Annotated in this window: 12 protein-coding genes; 8 read left to right on the top strand and 4 right to left on the bottom strand. The window is 65.5% G+C overall.

The window, feature by feature from the left end; all coding sequences use genetic code 11:
- Positions 1 to 25: 25 nt before the first annotated feature.
- The gene (locus GNK13_RS09610; protein ID WP_164102292.1) at positions 26 to 946 is read left to right on the top strand and encodes a hypothetical protein; all 921 of its coding nucleotides are present in this window, start codon (positions 26 to 28) and stop codon (positions 944 to 946) included.
- Between the two features lie 264 nt (positions 947 to 1,210).
- On the opposite strand, the gene GNK13_RS09605 is transcribed toward GNK13_RS09610, so the two are convergent.
- Positions 1,211 to 3,748 carry a hypothetical protein gene (locus tag GNK13_RS09605; RefSeq protein WP_164102291.1) on the bottom strand — a complete coding sequence of 846 codons (2,538 nt, stop codon included), beginning with the start codon at positions 3,746 to 3,748 and terminating at the stop codon, positions 1,211 to 1,213.
- Positions 3,749 to 3,821: 73 nt separating this feature from the next.
- On the bottom strand, positions 3,822 to 5,285 hold the full coding sequence (locus GNK13_RS09600) for a hypothetical protein (protein WP_164102290.1): 1,464 nt from the start codon (positions 5,283 to 5,285) through the stop codon (positions 3,822 to 3,824).
- 348 nt (positions 5,286 to 5,633) lie between these two features.
- Here GNK13_RS09600 and GNK13_RS09595 point away from each other — a divergent pair, with 348 nt between their 5' ends.
- On the top strand, positions 5,634 to 8,753 hold the full coding sequence (locus tag GNK13_RS09595; protein ID WP_164102129.1) for a TolC family protein: 3,120 nt from the start codon (positions 5,634 to 5,636) through the stop codon (positions 8,751 to 8,753).
- Between the two features lie 285 nt (positions 8,754 to 9,038).
- Entirely contained in the window at positions 9,039 to 10,229 is a 1,191-nt protein-coding gene (gene moaA / locus GNK13_RS09590) for a GTP 3',8-cyclase MoaA (RefSeq protein ID WP_235934997.1), read from the top strand.
- Here the strand turns inward: moaA and GNK13_RS09585 are convergent.
- Positions 10,226 to 10,471, bottom strand: a complete 246-nt coding sequence (locus GNK13_RS09585; RefSeq protein WP_235934995.1) for a hypothetical protein — start codon at positions 10,469 to 10,471, stop codon at positions 10,226 to 10,228. The genes moaA and GNK13_RS09585 overlap by 4 nt on opposite strands.
- Before the next feature lie 443 nt (positions 10,472 to 10,914).
- On the opposite strand from GNK13_RS09585, the gene GNK13_RS09580 reads away from it, so the two are divergent.
- The gene (locus tag GNK13_RS09580; protein ID WP_164102289.1) at positions 10,915 to 11,469 is read left to right on the top strand and encodes a hypothetical protein; all 555 of its coding nucleotides are present in this window, start codon (positions 10,915 to 10,917) and stop codon (positions 11,467 to 11,469) included.
- A 173-nt stretch (positions 11,470 to 11,642) separates the two neighbouring features.
- Here GNK13_RS09580 and GNK13_RS09575 read toward each other — a convergent pair whose 3' ends face one another.
- Complete coding sequence (locus GNK13_RS09575) at positions 11,643 to 12,854, bottom strand: putative sulfate/molybdate transporter (protein ID WP_164102288.1); 1,212 nt, start codon at positions 12,852 to 12,854, stop codon at positions 11,643 to 11,645.
- Between the two features lie 185 nt (positions 12,855 to 13,039).
- On the opposite strand from GNK13_RS09575, the gene GNK13_RS09570 reads away from it, so the two are divergent.
- The 4 genes from GNK13_RS09570 (at position 13,040) to GNK13_RS09555 (ending at position 19,218) form a co-directional block, all read left to right on the top strand.
- On the top strand, positions 13,040 to 14,047 hold the full coding sequence (locus GNK13_RS09570) for a DUF1559 domain-containing protein (protein ID WP_164102287.1): 1,008 nt from the start codon (positions 13,040 to 13,042) through the stop codon (positions 14,045 to 14,047).
- Positions 14,048 to 14,099: 52 nt separating this feature from the next.
- Positions 14,100 to 14,567, top strand: coding sequence for a hypothetical protein (locus GNK13_RS09565; protein ID WP_164102286.1), 468 nt, complete (start codon positions 14,100 to 14,102; stop codon positions 14,565 to 14,567).
- 213 nt (positions 14,568 to 14,780) lie between these two features.
- The gene (locus GNK13_RS09560; RefSeq protein WP_164102285.1) at positions 14,781 to 17,687 is read left to right on the top strand and encodes a DUF1553 domain-containing protein; all 2,907 of its coding nucleotides are present in this window, start codon (positions 14,781 to 14,783) and stop codon (positions 17,685 to 17,687) included.
- A 94-nt stretch (positions 17,688 to 17,781) separates the two neighbouring features.
- The gene (locus GNK13_RS09555) at positions 17,782 to 19,218 is read left to right on the top strand and encodes a DUF1501 domain-containing protein (protein WP_164102284.1); all 1,437 of its coding nucleotides are present in this window, start codon (positions 17,782 to 17,784) and stop codon (positions 19,216 to 19,218) included.
- Positions 19,219 to 19,285: the final 67 nt, after the last annotated feature.

Genomic DNA, 19,285 nt, shown 5'->3' with positions numbered 1-19,285 from the left:
TTCTCGCTCACTCTGGAGACGCGCAATGAGGATTCATCGGTTTGGGATGATCCATCGGTCCGGCCTGTCGGTTGCTGTCGCGGCGTTGCTTTCTGTCGTTGCCGCCTCCCCCTGCTTCGCCCAACGCGACGGCGATCAAGATGACCAGGGTCGTCGTGGAGGCCGCGGCGGGGCAGACCGCGGCGGGCCGGGCCGCGGCGGCCCATTTGGCGGCGGCCCGTTCGGCGGTGGCATGTTTGGTGGCGGAATGGGCGGCGGCGATATGATGCTGCTCGGGCTGCTGCGGGTCGACGAAGTCCGAAAAGAGCTCGACCTGATGCCCGACCAGGTCGAAGCCCTGCAAAAAGTCGGTCAGGAAGTTCGCGGCGAGCGGCCCGATTTCGATTTCCGCAACGCCACTCCGGCCGAGCGTCAAGAATTCGCCGAAACGATGCGGAAGCGAGGCGAGGAAGCGAGCGCCAAGATCCGCGAACAACTCGACCAAGTCCTGCTCCCCGAACAGAATGAGCGGCTCCGGCAGATCGGCCTCCAGCAGCAAGGCGTCGCCGTCTTCTACGATCCACAAGTCGCCAAGGAACTCGAGCTGAGCGAAGAGCAGAAGGAAAAGCTGAACCAGGTCCAACAATCGGCTCGCGAAAAAATGATCGCCGCGATCCGCGAGGGTGGGCAGGACCGCGACCGCGAAGCGATGGGCAAGATGATGGCCGAATCGCGGAAAGCCACGCTGGCCGAAGCCCGCCAAGTGCTGACCTCCGAGCAGCAACAAGAGTTCGACGAGATGCTCGGCAAGCCGTTCGAAATGCCCGCCGGAGCGATGGGCGGATTCCGCGGCCAGCGCGGCGGTGAAGGCTTTGGCGGACGCGGTGGACGCCGCGGCGATGGCGAAGGCCGCCGCGGTGAAGGCCGTCGCGGCGGTGATCGTGGCGGTGATCGCGGCGACAACTAAGCCGGATCGGTGCCCCGGGAAACCACCACGAACCACACGAATGGTGGCCACGGAAGGACACGAAAAAGCACGGAAAGGAGAGGGGCCGCGGATAGCACGGAGAACGCAGAGGACAGGGAAGTTCGGAAGCCAAAAAATCGGCGTTCTCGGTGCTATCCGTGGTTCAACTCCCTACCTTTCCTTCGTGCCCTTCGGGGTTTCCCGTCTTCGGTAACGCGGCCCCCGGGGCTTGCCACTGCAAAACCCGCGGCTCGCGGCGTCGGTTCAGGGTTTTCTGGCAGAACCGATCACTGCCGGCAGTTCGCGGACGACGTAACGGGGCAGGCGAACGATCAGCTTGCCCGTGGGCGGGTCGATCATCGCGGCCACGTTGCGCGGCGTTTCTTGACCGGCCGCCAAGGCGACGCGGAGCAGCAGTTCCTCGCGGCGAGCGGCCGGGGCATCGGCTCCGAGCGGCGTTTCCAGAACCGCAACCACCTCCGCTTGCTCGTAGGCGTCGCGGGTCCCGACCCACCACACGCCCTGCCCGGCCGCAAACGCTTCGAGGCCGAACGGTTTGAGCGTCTCCTCGAGCACCTGCGGAGCGGTGCGTCCGCGGAGCCATGGCAGCGTGCTCTCCTCGGGCGTCAGTCCGTGCGACCAGGCCGAGTCCCAGTCGATGACCGCCGCCGCATCGTGCTCGCGAGCCACCGCGCCCACGATCATTTCAATTGCCCGCGGGCGGTCGAAATCGAGACTCACCGGGAGATCCGGAATCGGCTGCCAGTCGACTCCCGCCTCCGGTGCATTGGCGAACAGCCAACGCGAAGTCCGCTCGGAGGGCAGCCGCGTCGGCATTCCACGGGCCAGGCGGATCGCTTCCAAGATCAGCGCCGCGCGAATCCTCGCCTCCACCGGACCGCGAATCGTCCAGCCTCCAGTGGCCGCGTCCGCCGTCACTTGCACCGCGGTTTCGGTTTGCGGCTGCCCCGCTTGCTCCGCATCGGCTTCCGCCGGAGCCGCCCCTTCCTGGCCCGCATCGCCTTCCTCGCCCCCATCCGGTTGCTCGTCCCCATCCGGTTGCTCGTCCCCATCCGGTTGCTTAGGCGCGTTCTCGTCAGCGACCGCTGCCGGATCGGCGTCGGGGTTGGCTTGGTTCGCTTCAGCGCCAGCAGCACGGCCGGCGTTCTCACCGCCGCGGATCATCCGCTGCAGTTCTTCGGCGGAGACCGGCAACGCGCCGCCAAAATCGCTCACCAACAGCACCTCGTCGAGCTCCGCTGCCAACGCCTCTGGTTTTGGCACGACGCGGACGATGCCATCCTCGCCGAGAGTCATTCGGCAGCCAGCCGCGTCGATCGCTCGGGCCAGCACGACGGCGGCCGTTTGATCGGCGACTCGGAGCGAGATCGGAGTATCGGCAGCGATGCCCGCGAGGTCGAGCGTGAGCAAATCGAAGTGGATCGGAACACCGCCGATCTGCCCGAGCACCCGGACGACTTGATCGAGCGGCCGATCCTTGGCTTCGATGCCCAAGACTCGGGAACGCATCCGCATCCGCACATCGACCGGCTCGGCCGGTGGCGGATACTCGCTCTCGGGAATCGCCTTTTCAGGGGCATCGATCCGCAACTCTTCCATCGTCGGCGGAGGAGGCAGATCGTTGTCACGCGGCTGCTCCGCCGTCTGGGCAACGTCGATCAGCGGCATGTACTGCTGCAGCCCGGGCGGCAGCTCGGTCGCCTCGGGAATCACCTCCTCGGCCCCCCCTATCGCGACCCCGCCAGGCGCGACCCCGCCCGCCTCGGCGAACAACCCGCTGGCGGCAGACCCCGCCGCGGCAATGCCCGTCGCTTCGGAAGTCGCAGGCGATCCGCTCGCCGGTGGATCGCTGGCCGCTTCCTCCACAGCCGGCTGATCGGCGGAAGGTTTTTCGGCCGCCGGCTCATCGCCGCTAGCTGCCTCGTCCCCGGAGACCGTCTCTTCGGTCGGTGCCAGGGGATCGCGGCTGGGCTCATCGATCGGGGTCGGCTCGTCGGTCAGAGTCGGCGTGTCGGTCGGGGTCGGCACGTCGCTCGGCAATGCTTCCGGATCGACGGGCGGAGTGCCGCTCGGATCGGCCGCGGCGGTGACGTTTTCCGAAGCACTCTCGGCGGCTCCCTCGGCAACGCTTTCCGCTGGAGCCGCTTGTCGCGAGGCCTGCCACTGGCGGACGACGAATCCAAAGATCCCCACGGCGGTGACCAAGCTGACCAGCCCCAGGACGGCGATTCCGGCAATCTGCCGAGTCCGCAGCGACGACTCGCTCTGCCACTGGACCGGATGCCCCGGCGGCAGCGGATTGGATCCCTGCGGCAGCGGATTGGGAGCGGCCGCGGCCAAGTCTCCACCGCTGATCGGTCCCTCGGGGTTTGCGGCGCGGGCGTCTGAGGAGACGACCGGCGGAACGATCGGCGGGACGGCTGAAGGATCCGACTCCCAAGCCGGACCCGGTGAACCGAGGGGACCCGGTGAACCGAGGGGACCGGGCGGAACGAGGCGTCCAGGCTCCGGCGGCAAGCGACTCTCGATTCCTTCGCGGGTAACCGCTTGGCTATCGACCGCTCCATCGCCAACGGCCATCTGCTGCGAATCGGCTGCTTCGGACGAGCCGCCTGCCGCCGCATCGCTCTCGGCTGGGCCACTTTGCGTTGGGCCCGTTGGGGGCGTGATCAGAACCATCCCGTGGCATTTGGGACATGCCAGGATCTGCCCGATCAGCTCTGGATCGCGGACCCGCAGCCGACGGCCACAGGTCGTGCAGGAGATCGAGAAGGCTTCCAACGCAGCACAGCTCCCAAGCGAGTGGGCGGACAGGGACTATTCCAGTGTACGCCGCAAACGGGAAGAGCGCCGCTCAGCTACCGGCCGCTCCGACGCGAGCATCGATCTGGCGAGTCAACTGCTGCTGGATCGCGGTCAGTTCTCGCTCGCGGGCCAAGTTATCACGATACAACTCGGCCATCTTCCGCTTGGTCGCTCGCAGCTTTTCTTCGAGCTGCTGCTGGTAGGCCTTGAGGGCGGCCACTTCGCGGCCGATCTGCGCGGCGTCCTTCTCGAGATTCAGCTGCCGCTGCTGGCCTTCGGTCTGCATCGCCGTCGTGAGCGTCACCGCTTCCTGCACGACCTCCTGCTGCCGCTGCAGGTTCTCGGCTTGGCGCGTCAGGTAATCGATCTGCTGGCGGAGGGCCGGGAGGACCAGGCGGTAGCTGTTGAGCGGGCGGACGAAGTAGGTATCGACCAGCTTGGCCGCGCCTTCGTTGATCAAGGTCGTGGCGGCTTCCTGCTTGACGATCAGCTGGTCGCCGGCCGAGAAGCTGACCGCGTCCCCTTCGGTTCGCTGCAGACGGCTATCGACCGCTTGGCCGAGCGAGTCGAACGCGCCGCCATCGCTGGCGCTCCGTTGATCCTGGCCATCGACGGTGATCTCGTAGTTCTTGGTGAACTCGACCTTCACCCAGCGAGTCGCGGGCGGGTCATCCGGCTGCGCCCGTGTCCCGTCGCGGAGATAGCTTTGCAAAGTCTTGGGGAGCACGCGGTTGCCGAGCAAGCTGTTGACTAGTTCCTCATTGACGCGGCCGAAGATCGCGTCCTCGTCGCTCTGGCTCCCCTCGGCGACAAACACGTCGTGACCATCGAGCGGCACCAATTCGTAGAGCGCCCAGCGGCCGGCCTGATTGACCGCCTGCTGCTGGCCCGGCTCGAGCGGAGCGTTGGGAACGACGGTGACCGAATCGGGCGTCGACTGCTCGACGCGAAACTCGCCGAGGTAGAACGTCGGCACGGTGAAGCCCGACTGCTGCCAGGGCTGTTCGACAAAGGCGTAGACGACCATCCCCGGCGTGATCAGCGGCAGATTCGCCCCCGCTGGCGGCGCCGCTTCGGCCTCCTCCTCGACCGGCACTCCTTCCGGCAAGGCCTGCTGCTGCGGCGCCGGGGCAAGGACGATGCCTTGCGGCCCGCGATTGCGAACGACCATGTCCCGATTGACGCGGCCGACTTCGCGATTGAACGAACGCAATTGTTCCTGCAGGGCGAGCAACCCGACCCCGCCTGCCGGATCGCCCGGATCGCCATGCTTGAGCCGCTGCTGTTCTTGCTCTCCACGCTCCAGCCGCTCGCTCAAATCGACGTGCACTCGGCTCCACTCCGAGCGACTCTTGAGCACCGCGGCCGTCATCGGCAGCAACGGGATCACCAGCAAAAATGCCAGCGACATCAGCGTGATGTGGTACCAACGCCACACACTGGCACTCTTCCAGAGGATCCAGAAGAAGGCGATGACGTAAACAAACAGCAAGATCAGGAGGACGATCTTCATCAGCGAGGGGCCGTTGGCATCCGACGCGGTCCGCACGCCGTCCCACAACAGGACGACTCTCAGAAAAGACAGTGCAGCTCTCGAAAAAGAGAAGTGCACTCAACGATGTTAAGTTGGGCAGTTTGGCCAGTCAAGTTTTGCCAGCGGCTGCGGCACGGATCTTGACTGCAAAACTCGGTTTTGCCAGCCCCTGCAGACAACCCAAGCTCCCCAACCGGCACTACGCGAACCGTCCGCAGCGCGCGGGCCTTGCAACCGGAATAACCGCACCGCACGGATCAAGTCCTACGACCCCTCCAACCGAACCATTAGGACTACGAAAGTCACCGCTAACCCATCGAGGCACGGATGCCCCTGGTCAAACGACGCACCACGACCGTCCGCCGCCAGCGACTGCGCGCCGCGTTGTTGTGTCTGCTCGGCCTGGCCAGCAGCATCAGCGGTGGCTGCCAGAGAGCGTACTATCGCGCCCAGGCGGACCAGGAAGCGTACTGCATCATCGACGAGAAAGTCGTGCACGCTGGGGAGCGACCTCCCGAGCCGCTGCGGATCGAACTGGAACGTCGCAGCCGGATGTTCAATCCGTTCGACCCCGACCAGCCGCCGATGCCGCTGGACGACCCCCGCTCGCACCGCTACATGCACAAGGTCGATGGCCGCCGGGGCTATCCGCTGTGGCATGCCAACGGACAGACCAACGCGGTCGAGAGCCCCGACTGGTGGAAGTTCCTGCCGCTCGACGAGAACGGCGTGCTCGTGCTCGACGCCGACACTTCGGTGCAGCTCGCTCTGCTGCATTCGCCCGAATACCAAGAACAACTCGAGACGCTCTACCTCTCGGCCCTCGACGTCAGCAGCGAACGGTTTCTCTTCGACACCCAATTCTTCGGGGGATTCAGCACCGCGCTGACGGCCGACGGACCCGACCGGCTCGGCCCCGGGGGCGAGAGCAGCACGCTATTCGAAACGGGGCGGACGCTTCGAATGCAGCGAGCCTTCGCCACCGGTGCCGAATTGGTCGTCAACTTCGCCAACACGATCACCTGGCAGCTGAGTGGACCCGATACCCGCAGCTCATCGACGATCCTTGATTTCACGCTCCTCCAACCGCTACTCCGCGGCGCCGGTCGCGATCGCGTGCTGGAAAGCCTGACCTTCTCGGAGCGTCGCCTGCTGGCGAACGTCCGCACCTTCGAACGCTACCGCCGCAGCTTCTATCTGAACATCACCACCGGCCGGCAAACCGAGCAGGGAGTTCTGCGGGGCGGCGGTGTACCGGTCATTGGGCTGGGCGGCTTCGGCGGCGGATTTGCGCAGGCCGGCGGCTTCCTGGGCTTGCTTCAGGACCAGCTGCAGATCCGCAACCAGGAGGAAAACATCGCTCGGCTACGGGAGAGCCTGCTGCTGCTCGAAGACACCCTCCGGGAGCAGCTGACGACGATTCCCGAGGACCAAGAGGCGATCCCGCGGCAGCGTCTGCAGATCGCTCAGACGCGGAGCCAGCTGTTCGGAGCGAACAGCCAACTGCTGCAGTCGCAGAACGCGTTCGAGTCGTCGGTCGACCAGTTCCTCACCGAACTTGGACTGCCACCCTACATCTGCGTCAAAATCGAAGACCCGCTGCTCAACCAGTTCGAGCTGATCACCGAGGACCTCAAAGCCCGCCGCACCGAGATCGCCGAACTGCGGTATCGCGTCGGCGAGATTAATACCTCGATCCTCAGCCTCGGCGAGATCGTGGAGGATCCGACCACCGGACTCCCGCGTCGCCGGATCGAAAACTCTCCCGAACTCGCCGCCCTGCTGGCCGACCTGCGTCGCCAACTCCAGCCGATTTCCGAACTCCGCGAATCGCTGGTCCGCCAGGACATTCCAGTCGTCGCCGAGGATATCGAGCGGTTCAGCGAGTCGTTCCCAGAGCGTCAGCAACAGAACACGCGATTGGCCGAAACGTTCGAGCGGGAGCGGGAGCAAATCTGTTCGCTGCTGCCAACCTCGACGATCGAATCGAGCCTGTTTGATCTGAGCCCCATCCAGGAGCTCGACCGAGAGCTTGGCGACGAGCACCAACGGCTGCTCGAGCGACTCGAAGCCAAAGCCGCGGAGATCAAGCGAATTGAGAGCGTCGTGGCGAGCCTGATGGCGGAAGAAGCCGCTGGGACTCTTCCCTCACCCGCCGAGAATGGGCCCGCCGAAGAGGCAGGCGTCGCCGAGGCTGCGGAGCCGGGAAGTTTCGAGCTCACCGAGCGGCTTCGCGACGAGGTGATTCTCGCCAGCCAAGATCTGTTGGCCGATCTGTCCGACGACATCCTCGCCCTGCAGCTGATCCAGGCCCGGGCGCGGACCGAAAGCGTCGTCTTGCCCGAAGTCGATCTGACCGCTCCGGCGGCGTTTGAGATCGCTCAAGCCAACCGTCGCGACTTGGCCAACGCCCGTGCCTCGCTGGTCGACACGTGGCGACTGATCGAGTTCACCGCGGACGACCTCGAGAGCGACCTCGACCTCACCTTCAGCGGCGACATCCTCAACGGACCCAATGGCCCGCTCGACCTCCGCGGCAGCACCGGTCGGCTCCGCGTCGGGCTCGAGTGGGACGCGCCGCTGACTCGGCTCCAGGAGCGGAACACCTATCGCCAGGCGCTGATCGAATACCAGCAAGCCAAGCGAGGTTTTTATCGCGCCGAGGATTCGATCTGGCAGGTCCTCCGCGGCCAGCTCCGGCAGCTGCGGGCCAACCAGATCAACTTCGAGCTGCAGCGTCAGGCGGTGCGGATCGCGGCCGACCAAATCTCCTTGAACGAGGACATTCGCCAGCTCCGCGACGCCCGCGGCCTCTCGAGCGGCCCGACCGCCGCCCGGGACATCATCTTCGCTCTCAATGACCTACTCAACGCCCAGAACTCGTTCCTCAACGTCTGGGTCAACTACGAAGTCGTCCGCCGCAGCCTCGATCTCGATCTGGGCACGATGGAGCTGACACCTGAAGGGCTCTGGCTCGATCCCGGCAGGATCAATCCGCAGACCGTCGGCAGCGGGCGCGACGGGGCGCTATTGCTCGACGGTGAGCATGGGGTCCATGGTGGGCCCGGGGTCCACGGTGGGCATGGAGTCCATGGGGTCCACGGTGGGCATGGCGGGCACGGGGTGGAGGGCTGGCCGGGGATCCATCTCGACCCCGCAAGGCTGCACTCGCCGGCCGCGGTTCATGAGCACGGCATGATGGATGGCGGCACGATGGATGGCGGCACGATGGATGGCGGCGTGATCGAAAAGGGCTTGATCGAAGAAGGCGATTTTGAGCCGATCCCGGTCCCGCCCGCGGGGCAGCCGCTGCTGCTCGCTCCTCCGGCGCAGGCCCCAGGCCGGGCCGCGGATGACGGCGTCGGTCGCAATGAAGCCCCCGTGGTCGTCGTCCCCGTCCCGCAAAACGCCCCACCCACGGCCCTCGACCGTTCTTCTGAGCCGTAGGCGCTAGCCTCGGGCCCCTTGAGCCGTAGGCGCTAGCCTCGGGCCCCTTGAGCCGTAGGCGCTAGCCTCGGGTTCCGTCTCGGGCCCCTTGAGCCGTAGGCGCTAGCCTCGGGTTCCGTCTCGGTCCCCTTTAGCCGACGGCGCTAGCCGCGCGTTCCGTCGCGCTGCTGTCCAGATCGAGCCTGGAGATGAACGTCACTGCAGCACAGCGTTTCCCCACGGCGCCAACCGAATTGGGCCCGAGGCTAGCGCCTACGGCTCAACCAGCACACGGCGGCTCCCCCTGTGAGCCCGCCTTGGTCGACCTTCGCCGCAGCGGCGCCTATGATCGAAGGGACGCATCAACCGCATGCAGGTGAACCGTCGCCGGGAGCCTTAGCTCCCCAGCTCAGGACCCTTGGGGACTCCGCTATCAAACCTTCGTTTCGCACGCCGCTGACCGATGCTTTTGGTCGCGTCCACGATAGCTTGCGGTTGAGCGTCACCGATCGCTGCAACCTCCGCTGCTTGTACTGCATGCCCGAGTCGGCCGACGACTTTGAGGACTCCGCGTCGCTGCTCTCGTTCGACGCGATCGAGCGGATCGTCCGAGTGCTGGCCGCGGCCGGGGTGCGCAAAGTTCGCTTTACCGGCGGCGAACCGCTCCTCCGCCGAGGACTCGTGGAGCTGGTGGCTCGGCTGGCGGCGATTCCGGGGATCGAGGATCTGGCGATCACGACCAACGGGATGCGGCTCCCGGCAGTGGCCGCGGAGCTTCGCCGGGCCGGCTTGCGTCGCGTGAACATCAGCCTCGATGCGCTCAGCGAAGAAGCGTTTCGGCGGATCGCGCGGCGGAGGGGGCTAGAGCAAGTTTTCGCGGGGATCGACGCCGCGCTGGCCGCGGATTTCGACGAGGTCCGGCTGAACGCGCTGGCGATTCGCGGACTCAACGAAGATCAGATTTTGCCGCTGGCCGAGTTCGCTCGCGACCGCCGGTTGTTGCTCCGCTTCATCGAATACATGCCGCTCGGTGGCGACCGTTCCTGGCAGAGCACGCAGATGCTCTCGGGAGCGTCGGTGCGGCAGCGGATCGAGGAGGCGTTCGGGCCGCTGCGGGAGGTCCCGCGTCCCGATCCTTCGCAGCCGTCGCGCGATTTCGCCTACGCCGACGGCGGCGGGCGGATCGGGTTTATCAATCCGGTCAGCGAGCCTTTTTGCGGCGCCTGCAACCGTCTCCGGCTGACCGCCACCGGGGCGCTGCGCAACTGCCTCTTCTCGCACCACGAATGGAACCTCGCTCCCCTGCTCGCCGAGAGCGACGCGTCACGGCTGTCTGATTCACGGCTGTCTGATTCAGAGCTGCTCGATTCGCAGCTGCTCGACTCGCAGCTGCTTGAGGAGATCCGCCGCTGCCTGGCAGCCAAGGAAGCGGGGCATCTGGTCGCTCAGCCCGGGTTCCGCCAACCCGACCGGCCGATGTACCAGATCGGCGGCTAGTTCAGCATCGGCATCGGCATCATCACCTCCGAAGCCAGCCCCAAGCGGGCGTTGCGGCACCGCTCCAAGTGAAACTGCCGAGGCTCTTCGCGGCACAGGCAGAGGGCCAGAAAGCGATCCGGCGAGAGGAACCGGATCGGGCTCACCACGCGGCGGCTCTCCACCCCTTTGGAGTCGGTGTAATCGAGCAGGATCACCAGGTCATCGGGCTGCTGCATTGCCCGGCGAAGGATTTCACGCATTCCAAGTCCCTCCCAAACAGCGGACCACGAGTTTCTTCCATCAATCACTGCCCCAATTATCGCCCCCCCGCCGGACACCTTCGGTCACGGACGAACGAAGAATTTGGAGAAAAATCAGGACACCCTCCCCCCGGGAGGGTCGCGAGGAACGAGCGGGGAGGGCATCGACGGGTCGAACAATCGGAAGGCGTCAACCTACATCACGGCTGACCCTCCCCGGGCCTGAGAGCCCGACCCTCCCGGGGGGAGGGTGAAGAGAACGCGCATGACTTCGGTAGCGGCCAGCGCTCGGGGAGGATCGCGGGGCTGGCGTTGACAGTGGCCAGCGGCTTGGCGTAATCGGCTCCATCGCCTTTTCGACGCGGGCCCGCTTGCCCCCCCTTTTCTCTCCTCGACTCGCCCTCTTCTCCGACTCGCCCTCTTCTCCGACTCGAAGCTGAGCCATGTCCGATTCTACGACCCGACGCCGCCTGCTGTTCTCCTCCCTCGCCGCCGGCACGATGGCTGCCGCCGGAGGGTGCGGGAGCATCCTGTTTCCCGAGCGGGTCGGGCAACCGCGGACCGGGCCGATCGACTGGAAAGTCGTCGCCCTCGACGGTGTCGGATTGGTCTTCTTCTTCGTTCCAGGACTCGTGGCCTTCGCGGTCGATTTCTACAACGGCACGCTGTTCCTGCCTCCGCGGTCGCTCACCACCGCGCTTCCAGCCGCGCCCCTTCCAGCCGCGCCCCTTCCAGCCGAGACAGCGACCGTCCATCAGAGCCTCAAACCGCCGCTCCCCCAGCAGCCCGAACTCCCCGAGCAGCCGCTCGAAGCGATTCCCCTGCCCGCCGGACCGGAGCGCCGCGCGCAGGTCGAGGAAATCCTCTCGGCGCACGCGGGCCAACCGGTCGTCCTCGAGCCGGGGAGCTACCAGACGCGCCCGCTCGACCGCATCGACCAGTTCTGGAGCACGCTGCGGACGGCCGCCGGACTCGCACCGAGCGAGCCACCTGCCTAGCCGGACCGCCGGTGTGTGAAATCAGCCGCCACGCGCTAGCGTCCGGTTGTCATGGCATTTTTCAGAAACCGGGGGCTAGCGCCCGGCGGCTGATGCAACATCTGGCGCTAGCCGCGGATTCTGCAGCGGAACGCCCGAGGCGAGTCGCGAGGCCCGAGGCTAGCGCCTACGGCTCAAATTGGTCGTCGCCCACTCGTGGCGAGCGTGAGCAACCCGGCTAGTCCCCAGCCGAGCACGAATCCGGCGGCGATATTGCCGAGCCCCAAACAAAGCGCGGCGGTGAGCAGGATCACCAGGAACTCGCTGCGCCGCTCGCCCCCGGCCGCGGCCATCCCCAGTTCGAACCCGCTGATCGCCAACATCACTCCCAGGATGCTCAGCGGGAACGCTTGGCAGAACGCCATCAGCGTCGCACCGAAGACGACTGCGACCGACATCTTGGCGGCCCCCAGGAACAAGATCGCTCCGTTGCTGCGAGCGCCAAAACGGTGCTGACCGGCCAAGCCCCCTGCTCCGTGGCACATCGGCATCCCGCCGAACCCACAGGCGACGAAATTCATCAGCGCCACCGAAATCGAGACTTCGCGGGGTCCCGCGCCGCGATCGGGAAAGAGTTTCTCCGAGAGCGCGCAGACGGCGATCACCGAGTTGAGCGTCGTCAGCGGAATCTGGGGCAACGCGGCCGCGGGAAACGACTTCCGAAAGTCGCTCCACTGGGGAGGAGACCACTGCGGCCAATCGAACCCCGCAGCCATCGCCCGCACCGCCTCGGGATGCCCGAGGGCGGCCAAGGCGACCCCGGCGGCGAACAGCACCAGCGCCGCCGGGAGCTTGCGGGAGGAGATCAGCAGCACGACCACGGCGGCCGCGGCCAAGCCGGTGAGATAGCTGTCGGGCCCCCACCACGCCTGGGTGCCGCGGACCATCTCGATGCCTTTGACCAGCAGCGAGAGACCGACCGCTAGCTGCAGCCCCCGGACGACCCCGCGCGGCACCGCTCGATGCAGCCACTCGATCCACCCGGTCAGGCCGAGCAGGAGTATCACCCCGCCGACCGAAGCTCCGGCGGCGGCAATCTGCGGCGGAGTCAAACCCTCGGTAATCGCCACCGCGGCGATCGCCTTCATCGGCTGGACCGCCAGCGGAATCGCGAACAGGAGCCCGGTGAGCAGATTGAAGAACCCGGCAAAGAAGAGCCCCGTGGCGAAGTCAAGCCCGTTCTGGGCCGCCATCCCCACCAGCAACGGCAGGAACGTCCCCAGATCGCCAAGCGAACCGGCGACTTCGTGGCGATTGAATCGAGCCTCCCGCAGGTTGGCCCGCACCCGCGCGAGCAAGCCGGGTGAGGCTTCCTCAGCCACATCGGTCAAATCGCGGAGCCTCATCGCCCAGCGGGTCCAGAGGCAATTTTTAGGAAGCTCAGCGGGCACCCGAAAAGAATGAGTACACTCCCCCGCGCGGGCCATTTACAATAGGGCCATTGCCACTCCTTAGGGGCCATGCTTCTGCCCAGAGTACACCTGGAATTGTGTTCAGAAATCGTCCTGTCCATTAACCCCCACGTGCTCCCATGGATCAGCGCCGCCTCCGCCGAACGGGCTTTACGCTCGTCGAATTGTTGGTCGTCATCGCCATCATTGGCGTGCTGGTGGGATTGTTGCTGCCAGCGGTCCAAGCGGCTCGCGAAGCAGCTCGGCGAATGAGTTGTGCGAACAACCTGAAGCAGATCGGGCTCGCCTTTCACAATTACGAATCTACCTATAGCGCCTTTCCGGCCTCCTGGTACGTCAATCCCCCCGCCCCGCCGTACAACCTGCAGAGCTCGGGCGTGGGGCTGTTGCCATTTCTCGAGCAGGAACCGCTGCACAGCCAGTACGACACCTCCTTTTCGGCGACCAACGAAGGAGGCCCGATCAGCCAAGCGAACGTCGTCGTCATCTCGACTCCGCTGGCGACCTTCGTCTGTCCCTCGGCCCCCGGCGGGATCGATCGGATCTACGACGGGATCGCTCCAGCGGGCTCACTCCCCGGGCTGCCCCAAATCACTTGGCGAGCCGCTCCGTCGGACTACTGCGTGACCAGCGGCGTGCTCGGGACGTTTGCGGCCGCGGCCTATGCCGACCACGGGGGCCCTGGTGGCAGCCGCCACGGAGCGCTGCTGCAAACGACTTTCGCCGCGCCGAAATCGAATCGGATGGCGACGATCACCGATGGTACCAGCCACACCTTCTTGATGGGCGAAAGGACCGGCGGAAACCGGTTCTACTCGGGAACCCGACAGATCGACGTTCCCGCACCCTACAGCGGCCTCCAAGGCGGCGGCTGGGGCGACCCGCTCAACGGCGAGCACTGGCTTGCCGGCACCGTCCGCAACCCCACCTTCCCAGCTCCCGAAGGAACCTGTGCGATCAATTGCAGCAATCTCCGCGGCAGCAGCTTCCACAGCTTCCATCCGGGCGGGTGCCATTTCTTGATGGCCGATGCCTCGGTGCAATTCCTCAGCGAATCGGTCGCTCCCTTCCCGCTGGCCGCACGAATCACGCGGGAAAAGGGCGAAGCGGTCGGCGCACTCGAATGATCCGAACCGCGGTTTCTTAGCTCCTAATCCTCCTTCCCCCACACGCACTTTGATGGGTTCCTCACCAAATCCTTCGTTCTGGCGACTGTGGACGCTCTCGGTGCTCGGTTGCCTGACCCTTGCCGGGTGTGAAAAGCAATACCCGAACGAGAAGCCGGTGTTTCCGATCACCGGCGTCGTGAAAATCGACGGAGTGCCGCAGGAAGGCATCCAGGTCGTCTTCCACGATGAGCGTGGCGTCGACGTCAAACAACCCACCTTCCCCACTGCCTTCACCGACGCTCAGGGGAATCTCATCGTTTCCACCTATGCCAACGGTGACGGGGCACCGGCGGGCAATTACCTGCTGACCTTCATTTGGGGTCAGATCAATCCGCTGTCGATGTCCTATGGAGGCCCCGACAAACTCCAGGGACGCTACGCGGACGCCGAGAAATCGGAGTTCAGGTTGGTCGTCGGCGAGGATGTTAAAAATGACCTGGGCGTGATCGATCTGTCGACGCAACCGAAATCGCGGTAACCAGCTCGCGGGCTCCGGCAACATCGTCGGCGTGGATGTGCGTCTCGGCCGCCTCCAAATACGGCTCCACGTCGCGACCGGGATCAACGACCAGCGCCGTCTTGGGCCCATGCGATAGTCCCGCCATCGGCAGAACAATCGCTTCCCCCGCTCGGGCGCTTTATGATGGACGCTTCCCGCCTGCGTTTCTGCCCTCCCGCCCCGCCTCAGAAAATGCACCCGACCCGCCCCCTCGCATTGCTGCTCGGCGCCCTGGCCGCGGTCTCGCCCCTCGCCTCTGCTTCGACAGCCACGGCGGCCGAAGCGAAAGCGGCCGAAGCCACGGCATCCCCAGCCCAGGCGGCTGGCCTGCGAACGTTTGAGCGCGATGTGCGGCCGATCCTCAAGACGCACTGCTTCCACTGCCACGGCGAGAGTGGCGTCACCGAAGGAGCGCTCGACGTGCGGCTCCGCCGCTGGCTGATCCGCGGCGGCGATTCGGGCGAAGCGATCCTCCCGGGCGACGCAGACGGCTCACTGCTGCTCGAACGGATCGAGTCGGGGGAGATGCCGCCGGGCGAGACCAAGCTTAGCGACGAAGAGATCACCTCGATCCGCGACTGGATCACCCAAGGAGCCACGACCGCTCGCGAGGAACCCGAGTCGCTCGACGGCGGGGACTACATCACCGAGGAGGAGCGGAACTTCTGGGCCTTCCAGCCGATCCGCCGCCCTGCGGTTCCCGAGGTTGGTGAGATTCCCCAGGTCGGCGGGCCGGCCATTCCTCAGCCGATCGACGCCTTCATCCTCGAGCGGCTGCACCGCGACGGGCTGGCGCTCTCCGAGCCGGCTGACCGGCGGACGCTGATTCGCCGGGCGACGTTCGATCTGTGGGGGCTGCCACCGGAGCCCGAAATGGTCGAGGCGTTCGTCCACGACGAACATCCACGGGCTTACGAAAATCTGATCGACCGTCTGCTCGCTTCGCCCCGCTATGGCGAGCGGTGGGGGCGGCACTGGTTGGACGTCGCCGGCTACGCGGACTCCGACGGCTACACCAACGAAGACGTGGAGCGCGAGTTCGCTTACTTCTACCGCGACTACGTCATCGACAGCTTCAACAGCAACAAACCGCTCGACCAGTTCATCCGCGAGCAGTTGGCCGGCGATGAGATGGCCGGCGATGAAATAGCCAGCGGCGACGCAGAGTTGACGCCCGAGCGGATTGCCCAGCTCGCGGCGACCGGGTTTCTGCGGATGGCCCCCGACGGCACGGCGAGCGGCGGGATCGATCGCGACTTGGCGATCAATGAAACGATCGCCGACACGCTCGAGATCGTCTCGACGTCGCTGCTCGGGCTGACCGTCGGCTGTGCCCGCTGCCACGACCACCGCTACGACCCGATCAGCCAAGCCGACTATTTCCGGCTGCGGGCGATCTTTGAGCCCGCACTCGACTGGAAGCAGTGGAAACAGCCCCGCCAGCGGCGGATCTCGCTCTACACGGCCGAGGACCGCCGCGAGCGGGCAGCGGTCGAAGCTCGAGCCCAAGAGGCCCAGGAGGCGCGCACTCGGCGGCAACAGGAACACATCGACCGCACCCTGGAAGAGGAATTGCTGGTCGTTCCCGACGAGGTCCGCGACGCGCTGCGAGTGGCTTACAAGACGGAAAAGTCGAAACGCAGCGAAGTTCAAGTCGCCCTCCTCGAAGAGTACCCAAGCGTCGGGAACATCTCGCCCGGATCGCTCTACCTGTACGCCCAGCAGCGGGCTCGACGAGCCGGCGACATCGAGAAGGCGGCCGCCGAGCGGGAAGCCAAATACATCGCCGCGGCCCAACAGAAATTGCAGGCTGATCAGTCCGATCAGAGCGCTCAAGCGGAGCAGCTCGTCACCGCCGAAACGCTCGCCGAGTTCGATCCAGAGGGTTTTGCCGAGGTTCAGCGGTACCGCGAGGCAGCTCGCATCTGCCGCGAGCAAAACGCTCAGGCCGAGCTGGCCGAGATGCAAGAGGCGGTCGCCGCGATCCGCAGCACCGCCCCCGAGGAACGATTCGTCCGCGTTTTGACTGAGCCGACCAATCACACGCCGCCGACGCACCTGTTCATCCGCGGCGATCACAACCAGCTCGGCCCGCAACTCGAGCCGAACGAGCTGACCGTGCTGACAACTTTCACCCCGGCGAGCATCCCGGTCGATGATCCCGAACTTTCCACGACCGGCCGCCGGCTGGCCTATGCCCGGCACCTGACCAGCGGCGAACATCCGCTGCTCTCCCGGGTCCTGATGAACCGCGTTTGGATGCACCACTTTGGCCGCGGGATCGTCGACACACCGGGAGATTTTGGCCGGCTCGGCTCAGCTCCCACCCACCCGGAATTGCTCGACTGGCTGGCGGATGAATTGATGCGGAGCGGCTGGGACCTGAAGCGGATGCATCGCCTGCTGATGCTCTCGCAGACCTACCGGCAAAGCTCCGCGCGGAGCGAAACGCTCGACTCGGTCGATCCCGACAACCGGCTGTACGCGCGGATGTCGGTCCGCCGACTCGAGTCCGAAGCGATCCGCGACGCGATGCTCGCAGTCAATCACTCCCTGCTGAACCAACTCCACGGTCCGCCCGTTCCGGTCAAAGAAGATGCGGTCGGTCAGATCGTGATCGGCAAAGAAATGCTCGATGGCGAACGCAAGCCGACCGGCGAAGAGCTCAACTCGCCTGGAAGCTCACGACGGAGCGTCTACATCCAAGTCCGCCGCAGCCGCCCGCTAGCCGTGCTCGAAACTTTTGACATCGCCACCGTCTCGCCCAACTGCACCAGCCGCAGCTATTCGAACGTGTCGATGCAAGCGCTGTTGATGATGAACAGCCAATTCGTGATCGACCAGGCCGACCGTCTCGCCGAACGAATGATCGCGACCAGCGATGAGTTGCCCGAACAACTCTCCAGAGCGTGGCAGCGCTGCTTCGGCCGCCCGATCGAAGAGCCGGTGTTGGCCGAACTAGTCCAGTTTGTCGAAAAGCAGGCTGCGACGTTCCAATCCCGCGATCCCAAGCTGGCCCCCGAAACAATCGACCGCATGGCCTTGGCCACCGCCTGCCAAGCGATGTTCAGCTCCAATCAATTTATTTACATCGACTAGGTGCCCTCAGAACCCTGCCCTCCACCATCACCCTCCCCCTGGGAGGGTCGGGCTCTCAGGCCCGGGGAGGGCCAGCCGAACCCAATACGGACCAATGAACACCCACAACTCCATCGCACGGTCCACTCGCCGCCACTTCTTGGCCTCGTCGGTGATCAAGGGAGGCCCGCTCGCGCTCGCCTGCCTGCTGGCCCAGCGAGCTCAGGCGGCTCCGCCCAAACCCAAGATGGGTGTCGGCTTCGACCTCAAGCCCAAGCAACCGCCGCTCCAGCCGCGGGCGACGGCGATGATCTCGATGTTCATGCAGGGAGGACCGAGCCAGATCGATCTGTTCGATCCCAAGCCGCTGTTGAACAAACTGCACATGCAGAAGTTCCCCGGCAAAATCAAATACGACAATGCCGCCCAGGCGAGCTCCAAAGTGTTTGGTTCGCCGTGGAAGTTTCAAAAGTATGGCGAGCATGGCACCGACGTGTCGGAGCTGCTTCCCCATTTCTCGGAGATCGTCGACGACGCGCTCGTGATCCGCTCGATGCAGACCGGCGTCAACAACCATGGTCAATCGATCCACGCGATGAACGGAGGCCGGCCGCTCAAGGGCCGGCCGGCGCTCGGCAGCTGGCTGACGTATGCCCTGGGCGCCGAGAGCGAGAGTCTGCCCGCGTTCATCGCCATGACCGATCCCAAAGGGCTGCCCGTCGAAGGCGTCTTGAACTGGTCCAACGGTTGGCTCCCCTCGCTGTTCCAAGGGACCGTGATCCGTCCGGTCGAGCCGCGGATCCTCAATCTTCAGCCACCGCCCCACTTGGATGGAGAAATCCAACGCAACTATCTCGAGATGCTCGAATCGCTGAACCGCCGCCACGCCGAGCGGCGGCCTGGGGACCACGAGCTGCAAGCGCGAATCGCCAACTATGAATTGGCCGAACGGATGCAGCTCTCGGCCGACGAAGCGACCGACCTGAGCCGCGAATCCCAAGCGACTCACGAGATGTATGGGATCGGCCAACCGGAAACCGACGACTTTGGCCGCCGATGCCTGATCGCCCGCCGGCTGATCGAACGCGGGGTGCGATTCGTCCAGCTGTTCACCAAGAATCAATACTGGGACCACCATGGGGGGATCGTCAACGCGCTCCCCGCTTCGTGCCGGGCGGTCGACAAGCCCGCCGCGGCGCTGGTCAAGGACCTCAAGCAACGGGGGCTGCTCGATTCGACGATCGTCCACTGGGGAGGCGAAATGGGTCGCCTGCCGGTGATCCAGAACGAAGCGAACATCGGTCGCGACCACAACACCTACGGTTTCTCGATGTGGGTCGCCGGCGGCGGCTTCCGCGCCGGCATGTATGGAGAGACCGACGAGTTCGGCCACCACGCCGTCGAAAACCCAGTCAACCATTTCGACTACCACGCCACCCTGCTCCGCTTGTTCGGAATCGACGCCGAACACCTGACCTACGAGCAGAACGGCCGAGAGCAATCACTCCTCGACGGCCAACCCGCCAAAGTCATCGAAGACCTGCTGGCGTAGCGCGGACGCCGAGTGGTTCCGGCCCCCTGAGCCGCAGGCGCTAGCCTCGGGCCCCCTGAGCCGCAGG

Source organism: Candidatus Laterigemmans baculatus, from assembly GCF_010367455.1.
Lineage (GTDB): Bacteria > Planctomycetota > Planctomycetia > Pirellulales > Pirellulaceae > Laterigemmans > Laterigemmans baculatus.
This window is presented reverse-complemented; position numbering and strand designations above follow the sequence as displayed.